The sequence below is a fragment of the Brucella thiophenivorans genome, from assembly GCF_002252445.1.
Taxonomy (GTDB): Bacteria; Pseudomonadota; Alphaproteobacteria; order Rhizobiales; family Rhizobiaceae; genus Brucella; species Brucella thiophenivorans.
Window position 1 is genome coordinate 39,555 of sequence record NZ_NNRJ01000065.1, and the last position, 12,172, is coordinate 51,726.

Here is a 12,172-nt window from a genome sequence, read left to right on the forward strand (position 1 = left end):
TCAATCGTCCTGGTGTAAGAGGTGTAGGGTTCGTGTTTCGAGATCTTGGAAGAACCGCCGTGTTGTCTCATCAAGCGCCCGACTGTCTGGCCGAAAAGATCCACATTGAGAAATCGCATCGCGTGCACTGACCTTCATGGGAATGCGGCTCCAGATAGTGCGCGTGGCAAATGGACCCTTGGTACGCCATGAAAGACCAAGGGTCATGCCATTCAGATAATTGGGCAAATTGCGGTAAAGCGGTGAGATTATTGTCTCCGATATATCGCCTGTCGAGCGTCCCCATTCAATAACAAAAATATTATTGTCGCGTTCCGAGAAAATGCCTTCGTAGCGAGCTGTCAGCATTTTACCCGTGTGGGGATCACGCAATCTCTCGATTGTACGGGATGTGAACCGCCCGTCATGTTCTGCAAACTGCACTAGGGCTTTGATTATACGTCCGGGCCTCGAAGGTGACAGATAATGGGCATGATAGGTACCAATTAAGCTGCGTAACTGGCGTCCAGAACCCGGAAGCAAATAAAAAGGCGAATTGGGCGCGACGGCTGGAGAAACAGGATGGCTGGCCCGAAGGCGCATGAGAAATTCATTATGAGGTAGCGCTAAGCTATCCTCATCTATCTGAAAATACTCGCATATTCTGATCATGTTGCGCGCCGATGGCAAGCTTTTGCCTTGAATGTAGCGTGCAAACTGCTGGCGATTAAATCCAAGGCTCCGGCAAACGTGGGACACCGAGCCTTCCTGGGCGCATATGTAACGTAAGTTTCTGGCCACGGGATGAGGCATTGGACGAACGGACTCCGGATTTCGTTGAGCGATAAAATTATCTTTGCAATTCAATTAGCACAAAATAGCGTAAAAACATATAAACTCGTTTAATTGTAACTTGCTTTCTAACGTGGGACTTATGTTCCCAAAATGCGATTGCAGCATCGCGGCATCACTGAACTGAGGGTTTCACGCCGTCAGTGTCTACCACACAAACTGACCGGCTAAGATTGCCTTTGACAGTTAAGCGGGGCCGCAAAAGCAACGTCGAACTAAAATCAACATTTGGGAACCTTATTATTATGTCCTATACTCTCTCACGCAGAACAATGCTTAAAACTGTCGGCGCTGCGTCAATTGCAACGCTTATTTGGCCAAAGGACGGATTTGCCAGGCCAGGTGGAACTTTAGTTCTCAGATCCTATGGTGATCTACAGGTGCTTGATCCTGCTTACCGTGTTTCTGAACCCGATGCTGATATTGCGCGCTGCATTTTTTCAGGACTTGTCATGCGCAAATCGGGTGACGACTGGGGTTGGCAGCCTATGGGCGCCAGCAGCATTGACCAACTTGATGACAAAACAATTCGTTTTACGTTGCGCGATGACATTCAGTTTTCAGACGGATTTGGGCAAGCGACTGCTGAGGACGTAAAGTTTTCTATCGAGAGAATTGCCGACCCGAAAATGGATTCGCCCTATAAAGATGACTGGGCCTTGCTTGATCATGTAGAGGTTAAAGACAAATTGTCTGGTCTCATTCATTTGAAAAAGCCTTTTGCTCCGCTTTGGAATTCCACCTTGCCGGGCACCAGCGGCATTATCTTGTCGAAGAAAGCGGTCGAAGCCGTAGGTGGGCGCTTCGAAACAACCCCCCCCGGTCAAAGCGGGCCGTATATGCTTAAAGAATGGAAGCCAAAACAGCGTACGATCCTGGAGATTAATGCGGACTGGAAAGGTGACAAACCCGCCTATGACCGCATTGAGATCCTGCCGATCGAAGATTCAGCGTCCGCAGAACGTGCTTTTGAAGCGGGCGATCTGGATTTCACAATCGCATCGTCAGGCTCGGTTTCAAGACTTCGAGATAACTTGCCAGATAATGCGAGACTGATCGAAAAGCCTCCGCTCAGCTATGTCTGGATGGGGATTAATCAGGACGCCGAGCCATTTAATGATCCAAAAATCAGGCGTGCGATGCAGCATGCTATTGATAGAGAAATGGTTGTCGATGCCTACACTCTAGGCGGGGCTGAAATTTCATATGGCATCATAGCACCGGGTCTTCCCGGCAATCGTGATTATGTGCGTTATGACTACGACCCTGAAAAAGCCAAACAGCTTATTGACGAAGCTGGAGGTATAAATATTCCGCTTTCTATCGATATTCTAGCAACAAGTGAATACCTCGCCGCAGCGCAGATAATTCAGGCAAACCTCGCTGCTATCGGGATCGATCTTAAAATCAACCAACATGACTCCGGTAGTTTCTGGTCAATCGGCTCGGAAGAAGCGGGCGAGACCTGGAAAACCATGCAGATGTATATAACCCGCTTTTCCATGGAGCCTGATCCGAGCTGGGCCACTTTATGGTTCGTGCCTGAGCAGGTTGGAATTTGGAATTGGGAACGTTGGATTTCACCGGAATTCGGACGCCTCCACGAAAAGGGTATCGTTGAGTTTGATCGAGCCAAACGCGATCAAATTTATAAAGAGATGCAGGATTTGATGGACGAATCCGGTTGCTATATTTTCCTCACCCATGAAGTTCGCGGTATTTTGACGCGGATTGATGTTGAGCCAGGCCTCACGCCGGCTGGAACAGTGTTGTATCCTGCCTTCAGAAAGGCTTGATCATGATGGGTTACACGCTTCGGCGCTGTGTACTCGCGGCTCTTATTGTGATCGTCGCAACAGGCCTGCTCTTTGCTATGATCCACGTCGTTCCAGGAGACCCAGCGCGTGTCGCGCTGGGTCCGCGGGCATCGCAGGACATGCTGGCAGCTTTTCGCTTGAAAATGGGACTGGACCTGCCACTCTGGCAACAGTTTCTAAATTTTGTCAGTGCAGCCGTGCAGGGTGATCTCGGGCAAGAGGTTTTATCAAACCGTCCGGTGCTTACAATCCTGATGGAACAGTTGCCACATACCTTGCTTCTGATAGTGGCTGGTATGATATGGTCAATTCTTCTCGGTATTCCACTTGGCACGATGGCAGCCGCACGTCCAGGTTCACTTTTTGATCGCGTCGTCGGGGTGCTTTCTGTCTCGTTTATCGCCATTCCATCTTTTGTTGTTGCGATCTATACGCTTCTGCTCTTTGCTGTTCATTTACGATGGTTGCCGGCTGTTGGTGCGGGCCAATATGATGATCCGCTTTCCGTTATACGCCATCTGATTTTGCCGTCGCTCGCAATCGGTATTGGATGGGTGGGATACCTCGCACGTATGGTGCGGGCTTCCATGCTCGATGTCCTGAGCGAGTCGCATATTCGCACCGCCCGTGGTCTCGGCCTCCGTGAGCGCACGGTAATTTATAATTATGCGCTACGTATCGCCATACTGCCCACCATCACCTTGTTGGGCATTGGCATTGGGCAATTGATATCCAGCGCTGTATTCATTGAAATTGTGTTTGCACGCCCGGGGATAGGCAAGCTTGTTTATGATGCCATCATCGCGCGCAACATTCCATTGGTTACAGGCGGTCTCCTGTTGACCACTATTTTCTTCGTGTTGGCAAACCTTGTCGCCGATCTAATTACAGGAGGGCTCGATCCCCGTGTCCGTGACTCCTATACCCGCCGCTAGAGAACAACATTCATACTGGCGCACTTTCCGTTATCATCTTGCTGGCGAACCGTTGGGCATTGCAGGTTTTATTCTTGTAGCTGTTGTGGTTCTCGCAGTGATATTTGCACCCTATTTGTCTGCATATGAACCCGGCGCAATTTCAATACGGGAGCGGTTCGCTAGCCCTGGCATGAGCCATCTGTTGGGGACAGATCATCTGGGGCGCGATTTATTTGCACGCATGCTCTATGGCGGACGGGCGGCACTTCTGGTTGCACTCTCTGCAACGACGATCTCGCTAATAATCGGTATCGTTTTGGGCTTAATCTCAGGTTATGCTCCACAATGGCTGGATAACGTCCTTCTCGTCGTTTTTGATACTATCAAATCGTTTCCAACTGTGATGCTAGCCCTTGCTTATGTTTCACTCTTCGGGGCGAGTGCGGAGGCCATTATTACAATCGTTGTTTTGGTTAGTGCTCCAGCCTATGCGAGAATAGTTCGCACTCAGACACTTTCCTTGAAATCAAGTGAATTTATAATTGCTGAAAGGTCTATGGGGGCAGGTTCCATGAGAATTCTGTTCATACACATACTTCCCAATGTAATTGGTCCGGTCCTTATTCTGGCTTCCATGGACATTCCGGTTGTTATCGGCATCGAAGCGGGGATGAGCTTTTTGGGACTAGGTATGCCTCCTTCAATTCCCTCATGGGGATCGATGCTGAACGATGGCTTTACTTACATCCGTGAAACACCATGGCCGGCGATCGCCGGTGGGCTGCCCATAATTGTGGCAACCCTAGGGTTTACTTTTCTTGGCGAGGCGATGCGCGATATCTTTGATCCGCGATCGAAATCCAGATGATACAGAACGATAATATCTTATCAGTACGCGATCTTTCGGTCGATTTTGGAACAGCGTATGGTGTGGTCGAGGCACTGCGCAATGTTTCTTTCGATGTGCCACCCGGCTCGATTATAGGGATTGTGGGGGAATCCGGTTGTGGGAAGTCAACCCTTATCAATGCCATATTGGGGCTCTTGCCTTCGAATGGACATATCCGCAACGGTCAACTTCTCTTCAAGGGGCTTGGAGATCTGCGAAAGAAAAATGCGACTGAGATGACGTCGATAAGAGGCGTTGATATTTCGGTGGTCTTTCAGGATCCGATGAACGCGCTCAATCCCGTCCGCACAATTGGCCAACAAATGCGGGATATTCAGTATCGTTTGCAAGCCAGTAGCCGGCAGAAAGATAAACGTTCTGTCGCTATGCTACAAAAAGTACGTATGCCCGACGCAGAGAGCCGATTGCGCCAGTACCCTCATGAGTTCTCAGGCGGGATGAAGCAGCGCATTGCGATTGCAATGGCCTTGTTGTTGGAACCCCAGCTTTTAATTGCTGATGAGCCGACCACGGCACTTGATGCAACGCTTGAATTGGCGACAATCGAAATGCTGCGGGATATTCAGTCAGAAATGAATTGCGCCATTCTCTTCATTTCTCACCATCTCGGTGTGATTTCTGAACTGTGCGAGCAAGTAATCATTATGTATGCCGGAGAAGTTGTCGAAAAAGGCCATGTATCGGCTGTTTTCGATGATCCTCGTCACCCCTACACACGAATGCTGCTTGAGTGCGATCCAGCGTGGGAGGATGATATCAGTCTGCGTTTGAACACCATAGCCGGAGAGATTCCCGACCTGCGGAACCGGCCTCATGGGTGCATTTTTGCTTCACGCTGTGATCTTGTAATTTCAGATTGCCTTATTGGAAAACCGCCTGTGATACGACCTGCGCCTGGACGTGTAGCGCGTTGCCGTTTTGCTGATGAAGGAGACAGACTATGAGCAGTCTTCTCAGTGTCGACAATGTCACCGTGCGGTTTCGCACCGGCGGATTGCTCTCTCGATTAAGCGGAAAACCTCATTACATTGAAGGTGTCGCTGATGCTTCACTTTCTATGGATGAAGGTGAAATAATGGCTCTCGTTGGGGAAAGTGGTTCTGGCAAAACCACTTTGGCGCGTTCTATTGTTGGCCTTCAAAAACTGTCATCTGGAAGTGTACGCTTTCTACAACAGGATATTTCGGGGTTTTCGGATCGACAAATGAAGTCTGTTCGGCGCGATATTTCAATGATGTTTCAAGACCCAACAGGATCGCTTAGTCCGCGAATGAAAGTCGGCAGCCTGTTGGCCGAGCCATTCCGCATTCACGGCATTAAAGGTGTCAATTTACGTGCCGAAGTGCGGCGACTGCTCTCACTCGTGGGATTGCCTTTAGAGTTTGCCAATCGCTATCCGCATCAGCTTTCCGGCGGGCAGGCACGACGTATTGGCGTTGCACGTTCTCTGGCCCTTGATCCTAAACTCATCATCGCGGATGAACCAACTGCCGGTCTTGATGTCTCGGTCCAAGGTGAAGTTCTTAATCTTTTACGTGATTTGCGCGATAAATTCGGTCTGTCAGTTCTTATAATCACACATAATCTGGCAGTCGTAAAACGGGTGAGTGAGCGCATGGCAGTCATGTATCTGGGGCGATTGGTCGAGCAAGGGTTGACCGCTCAGATCCATAAGTTTCCTCACCATCCATATACCGCCGCCCTGTTGTCATCGCATCCTGGCCGGCATGCAGACCTTTCGAAACGCATCATGTTGCCCGCAGAGGTTCCCAGTCTTTTGGCCAGACCGAGCGGTTGTGAGTTCCACACCCGATGCCCTTTTACGCAGGATCGCTGCAAATCCGAGGTGCCTGAGCGTGTGCAAACAGCGCAACACGGCAGCTACACCTGCCATTTTCCTTTAGTTTCTAATGTCTGAAAGAGTAGACCCGTGCCAATAAAGATCGAAGAGAATATTTGGATCGAAATGAGTGATGGCTGCAAACTGGCTGCTCGTATCTGGATGCCTGAAGATGCTGAGATCAATCCCGTACCAGCCATTCTTGAATATATTCCATATCGCAAGCGCGATGGAACACGCGAGCGCGACGAGCCCATGCATGGTTATTTTGCCAAACAGGGCTATGTCGCCATTCGGGTGGATATGCGTGGATCAGGTGACTCCGATGGTATTATGCGTGACGAATATCTTCCGCAGGAGCAAATTGATGCTTTGGAGGTAATAGCCTGGATAGCAAATCAGGATTGGTGCTCTGGCAATGTCGGTATGATGGGCAAATCATGGGGGGGGTTTAATTGCCTCCAGGTGGCCGCTCTTCAGCCCCCTGCACTCAAAGCTATATTACCGGTATGTTTCACGGATAATCGCTTTACAGATGACGTTCATTATATGGGCGGATGCTTGCTGAATGACAATTTGTGGTGGGGGTCGATCATGATGGCCTTTCAATCCCGCGCCATTGACCCTGAAATCATCGGAGATGACTGGCGTAGGCGCTGGCATGAACGATTGGAACAATTACCTCATTTTCAACATCTTTGGCTTGAGCACCAAACCTACGACGACTTTTGGAAACACGGGTCTATTTGCGAAGACTACAGTGCTGTAAAAGTACCTGTGCTTGCCATTAGTGGATGGGCCGATAGCTACACCAACGCCGTGTTCAGAGTACTGGAAAAGCTATCAGGCCCGCGCCTTGCAATAGTGGGACCTTGGGCACACATTTATCCGCATGATGGCATACCGACACCGGCAATAGGTTTTTTGCAAGAGGCCGTGCGTTTCTGGGATCACTTCCTAAAAGGTCATGAAACGGGCATCATGGATGAGCCGATGTTGCGTGCATATGTCGAAGCACCTCATAAGCCGACAGGGACAAGACATGAGGCAAGCGGCCGTTGGGTTAGCGAAGCGCGTTGGCCATCGGCATCAATCGCTAAATGCGATTTTTATCTATCAGCTTGCGGAAACCTCGCCGACCGACCGCAGGAGACCTGCGAATTGTCAATCCGTTCGCCGATGAGTACAGGCAAATCCGCAGGGGACTGGATGGGTGCGGGTTGCGATGGCGATAGGCCGGGAGATCAAAGAGTCGACGACGCAGGATCACTGGTTTTCGATTCAGCAATCATAGCTGAAGATTTTGAAGTACTTGGCGCACCTGATTTGCAACTCACATTGGCTTCAGACAGTCCCGTCGCCCAGATTTGTGTCCGTCTTAATGATGTTCATCCTGATGGGAGCGTATCAAGAGTTAGCTATCAGTTGATGAACCTTACACATCGCAACGGACATCAGGCCCCTCAGTCGCTTAATATCGGAAAATTTGAGGACACAACGATTAAGCTTAATGACTGCGGGCATCTGTTCAAAAAGGGGCACCGCATCCGAATTTCAATCTCAACGAGTTATTGGCCTATCGCATGGCCAGCGCCCTATCATGCAACCTTGACACTTCGCGGCGGCATCAGCAAACTTTCCCTGCCAGTACGCAGAATAGACACGAAAGACGATGAAGTGTCTTTTTCCCCTCCGATCCACGGAGTAAGCACACCGCAAACAATGATTGAGGACGGCTTTTTAAGCCGACGAGCTACTCAAGACCTGATAACAGGCGACACGAGCTATGTTGCTGATGGGAAAGGTGGTGTGTTTGGTGAAGGTATCTTCCGATTTGACGACATTGACACACTTGTTGACCATTCGCTCACGCGTGAAATGTTGATTAATGACCACGACCCCCTCAGTGCACAGGGCCGCATCGTGCAATCATTCACTCTTGGTCGGGAAGGCTGGATGACGCGAATTGATCTTACTACCAATATGACTTGTGATGCTGAAAATTTTTATCTGGAAGCTAAGCTGGAGGCATTCGAGGATGAAAAATTAATCTGTCATCGGGAATGGAAAGATACGGTGCTTCGATATCTCATGTGACAGTAAATTCATCTTGATCTGCGCTTTATCTATAAGTTTTTGACGGGACGTGTAATTTCCTACACGTCCCTGAAAGGTTGTGTTGCAAATTTTCACATCTGCTGAGCTATGTCACAGTTATTGCGTAGAATTGAATAAGGCAGATTCTGATGACGGTCGATTTCAAAGGAGCACATTTTCCTAAAACTGTCATCCTTCACGCCGTTTTCTTTTACTTGCGCTATCCGGTTTCCTACCGCGACCTTTAGGAAATTTTAGCTGAACGAGGTATCACTGTCGACCATACGACTTTGAACCGTTGGGTCGTTCGCTACTCATCGCAGATCGCTACGGCCAAACCCTTGATTTCAGGTTGTAAGAGCGGCGGGATCTGGCTGCTTCGCGTCGGGTTTTCAAAAAGGTGATCGTAACCGATGGCGTTCCGGAGAAGGTTGTCATTGACAAGAGCGGAGTCAATCTGGCCGGGCTGCAGGCTGTTAACACAATCCTGAAAATCAGCGGTACCGCGAGATCATTGAAATCCGCCAGATCAAATATCTCAACAATATCCTTAAACACGACCACAGGTTTATCAAGCGGATCACCCAACCGATGATGGGCTTCAAGGCATTCCATTCCGCCACAGCCATTGCAGGGATCGAAGTGGCTCACATGATCCGCAAGAACCAATTCGCCAACGACAATCAATCGCCATTTCAAGTCTTTGCGTAAGCGTTCGCTGCGTTGCACATGTTTCTTAGCTTGACGTATTAAAGTTCTATGGGAGCAGGTCGTCGAGGCAGCTTTGGGGATGCCCGGCTGCGATAGCAGTGAGTGTTGCTTTGAGATAAGCAAAGGGTTCGACATCGTTGATTTTGCAGGTTTCGATCAGCGAAGCGATGCGGCCCCAAGCGATGCCGCCTTCGTCGTGACCTGCAAAGAGCGCATTCTTGCGATTGAGAGCGATAGGCCGGATAAGGTTTTCAACCCTGTTGGAGTCGATCTCTACGCTCCCATCCGTTAAGAAGGTTTGCAGGCCTTCCCATTGGTTATGGATATAGGTGAGCTTTTCTCCCAGACGGGATTTGGCGGATACCTTGCAACGCTGTGTCTGAAGCCATTCACGGAAGGCGGCGACCAGGGGCGCGGTGCGGGTCTGGCGGGCAGACAGGCGCTGGCCAGGTGAGATGCCGCGTATATCAGCCTCGATAGCGTAGAACTCCGCAATCCGGCGCAGGCCTTCGGCAGCGATCTCAGAGCCGTCGCGGTCGAAGACCTCCTTCAGCTTGAGCCTTGCATGCGCCCAGCAATAGGCCACCCGAATGGGACTGCCACCCTTTCGAGAAAGTTTGGTCAGCCGATTGTACCCCTGATAGCCATCGACCTGCAGAATGCCGTCAAAACCGCTCAGGAAGACTTCGGCATTCTCACCCGCGCGACCTGGGGCGTAGAAATAGACTACACCGGGCGGGTCCTCGCAGCCCCATGGCCTGTCATCGCGGGCCAGTGCCCACAAATATCCGGTCTTCGTTGTCCCACGCCCCGGATCCAGCACCGCGGCGGTGGTTTCATCCATAAACAGCTTGCCAGACCGCTTCAGATGAGCGGCCAGTCGGTCGACCACCGGTTTCAGGTGGAACGCAGCCTTGCCGACCCAATCAGCCAGAACGGCGCGGTGCAGATCAAGACCTGCCCGTGCCAGTATCTGGCTCTGGCGATACAATGGCAAATGATCCGCATACTTGCTGACCAGGACATGGGCCAGCGTTGCTTCCGTGGGCAGACCACCGGAGATCACGTGCGCCGGAGCACTTGCTTGGGTCACCCCGTCGGTACAAATCCGGCAGGCATATTTCGGGCGGACGGTAACGATGACGCGTAACTGCGCCGGCACGATGTCGAGACGCTCGCTGCGATCTTCACCGATCTTATGCAGCACGCCACACCCGCAGGGGCAAATCAGGCTGTCCGGTTCGATAATCGCTTCAATACGCGGCAATGTAGCAGGCAAATTGCCGATGGTGCGTCTGGGAGCTGGCCTCGTCGTTCCGTCGCTCGCTTTATTGGAGCGCGCTTCTTTCTCTGCCTCGACTTCCGCGAGCGCGATGGACAGATCCTCGAATGCTAACTGCCGCTCGTCTTCTGACAGCTTTTCAGACCGTTTTCCATGCAAAGCGTGGTTGAGTTCGGCGATCAGATGCTCTTGCCGCCGAGTGATATCCTTCAGCACCGCAACCTCTTCCATCAATGCCAGAACCGCCGCGCGTTGCGCGGCAGGATTGGCTGAAAGATCAAGGGCGGGAGTAATCTGCATAGGCCAAAGATACCATCAGAACCCCGTAAAAACACGTAAATCCAGATACTTGATTCATTCTGCCGCAGCTGGCGTTCTGACTTCCAGAGCCTTGACTTTGCGCCAGTCGAGCCCGGAAAAAAGCGCCTCGAACTGCGCATGGTTCAACGTCATCAATCCGTCTCTGACGGCAGGCCAGGTGAAGCTCGTATCCTCCAGCCGTTTGTAAGCCATCACCAGCCCGGTACCGTCCCAATATAGCATATGTGGAACGGCCCGCTTGGCAAGATCTTTCATCGTGCATTTCCCAAATAAGGACGGTGCAGTCATATGTCCGTCCTGTTTTCTGGCCTTTCAGCCATGGCCACGATGAGATCCGCGGAGCAAATCGCCTAATCAGCTTCTCGCGTTATGACGCGCCTGCTATATTACGGTCTGAGTTGCTTCGGGATATCGTCCCGTTGGGTCATCACAATTGGCATCTTGCCTGCCTTTCCGACTGGTCGGTCGGAAATTCGTATCTCTAGGGCTGTTCGATCATCTTCTCTCCTCGATAGGTGTCGCCACGAACAAGAAGCGCCCAGATAATGCGAGCGATCTTGTTTGCGAGTGCGACCGCGATAACTTTGAACGGGCGGCGTAACATCATGGCCGCTATCCATGGTGATGGCTGGAGGCCACGACGAGCGAGCTTGAGGACTGACGTCGCTCCAGCGACAAGTAGTGTTCGAAGTTGCTGGTTACCACGCTTTGAGATCGACCCTATCCGCTCTTTGCCTCCGCGGGAATGCGTACGTGGGGTTAAACCAATCCAGGCAGCAAAATCTCGCCCGGTTCGGAAACCGGTGGGATCTGGTACAACTGCTGGAACCGTCGCGGCGATAATCGGACCGACGCCTGGAATGGTCGTCAGGCGTCGAGCGCTCTCATCTTTTCTCATTGTTGTCGCGTACTATCGCAGCAAGGCTCATTATTACGACCAGACCGGTCGCCCTGACGATACCCAGTTCGGCGAGGTGAGCTCTTAAGGCATTGATCGTCTGGGTACGTTGACGAATGAGCAAATCGCGTGCCTTGAGCACCATTCCGGCAGATTGTTCATCCCGCGTTTTTACCGGAACATAGCGCATGGTGGGCCGCGTAACTGCTTCGCAGATCGCTTCGGCATCTGCCGCGTCAGTTTTGTTGCGTTTGAGATAGGCCTTCACGTAAACCGGCGGCATCAGCCGAACCGTATGCCCCAAGGCCTGGATTTCCTGAGCCCAATAATGCGCACTGCCACAGGCTTCCATGCCCACGAGGCAAGGCTGCAACTTGCGAAAGAAGTTCAGCACCTGTGAACGACGCAGTGCCCGGCGCACGATCACGGCTCCTTCTTCGGTAATACCGTGAACCTGAAAAACGGATTTGGCCAAATCGAGCCCAACTGTGGTAATATTCTCCATGGAGCGGGGTTGTGTCGCAAAGTTTTCAGTCAGTTAGAAGCGT

The 12,172-nt window shown here is 51.2% G+C and carries 9 protein-coding genes and 2 pseudogenes; 7 read left to right on the forward strand and 4 right to left on the reverse strand.

Features of this window, described 5'->3' with window-relative positions:
* On the reverse strand, positions 1–582 hold the full coding sequence (locus CEV31_RS19545; protein ID WP_094509723.1) for a hypothetical protein: 582 nt from the start codon (positions 580–582) through the stop codon (positions 1–3).
* A 494-nt stretch (positions 583–1,076) separates the two neighbouring features.
* Between CEV31_RS19545 and CEV31_RS19550 the strand changes: the two genes are divergently transcribed.
* The 7 genes and pseudogenes from CEV31_RS19550 (at position 1,077) to CEV31_RS19580 (ending at position 9,123) form a co-directional block, all read left to right on the forward strand.
* Positions 1,077–2,627, forward strand: coding sequence for an ABC transporter substrate-binding protein (locus CEV31_RS19550; RefSeq protein WP_094509724.1), 1,551 nt, complete (start codon positions 1,077–1,079; stop codon positions 2,625–2,627).
* A gap of 2 nt (positions 2,628–2,629) precedes the next feature.
* Positions 2,630–3,583, forward strand: coding sequence for an ABC transporter permease (locus CEV31_RS19555; protein WP_094509726.1), 954 nt, complete (start codon positions 2,630–2,632; stop codon positions 3,581–3,583).
* Positions 3,555–4,433 carry an ABC transporter permease gene (locus tag CEV31_RS19560; RefSeq protein WP_235818196.1) on the forward strand — a complete coding sequence of 293 codons (879 nt, stop codon included), beginning with the start codon at positions 3,555–3,557 and terminating at the stop codon, positions 4,431–4,433. The genes CEV31_RS19555 and CEV31_RS19560 overlap by 29 nt, the downstream gene beginning before the upstream one ends.
* Positions 4,430–5,419: an ABC transporter ATP-binding protein gene (locus tag CEV31_RS19565; RefSeq protein ID WP_094509728.1), complete on the forward strand. Its 990-nt coding sequence runs from the start codon at positions 4,430–4,432 to the stop codon at positions 5,417–5,419. Before CEV31_RS19560 ends, CEV31_RS19565 begins: the two co-directional genes overlap by 4 nt.
* Complete coding sequence (locus tag CEV31_RS19570; RefSeq protein ID WP_094509730.1) at positions 5,416–6,393, forward strand: ABC transporter ATP-binding protein; 978 nt, start codon at positions 5,416–5,418, stop codon at positions 6,391–6,393. The genes CEV31_RS19565 and CEV31_RS19570 overlap by 4 nt, the downstream gene beginning before the upstream one ends.
* Positions 6,394–6,405: 12 nt before the next feature.
* Positions 6,406–8,412, forward strand: a complete 2,007-nt coding sequence (locus tag CEV31_RS19575) for a CocE/NonD family hydrolase (RefSeq protein WP_094509732.1) — start codon at positions 6,406–6,408, stop codon at positions 8,410–8,412.
* 149 nt (positions 8,413–8,561) lie between these two features.
* Positions 8,562–9,123, forward strand: a pseudogene (locus CEV31_RS19580) (IS6 family transposase).
* A gap of 46 nt (positions 9,124–9,169) precedes the next feature.
* Here the strand turns inward: CEV31_RS19580 and tnpC are convergent.
* From tnpC to CEV31_RS19595, 3 genes and pseudogenes are all read right to left on the reverse strand, one after another.
* A complete protein-coding gene (tnpC, locus tag CEV31_RS19585) occupies positions 9,170–10,705 on the reverse strand; it encodes an IS66 family transposase (protein ID WP_094509734.1) in 1,536 nt (511 codons plus the stop codon).
* A 54-nt stretch (positions 10,706–10,759) separates the two neighbouring features.
* Positions 10,760–11,014, reverse strand: coding sequence for an IS66 family insertion sequence element accessory protein TnpB (tnpB, locus tag CEV31_RS19590; protein ID WP_094509736.1), 255 nt, complete (start codon positions 11,012–11,014; stop codon positions 10,760–10,762).
* Between the two features lie 193 nt (positions 11,015–11,207).
* Positions 11,208–12,129, reverse strand: a pseudogene (locus tag CEV31_RS19595) (IS110 family RNA-guided transposase).
* Positions 12,130–12,172: the final 43 nt, after the last annotated feature.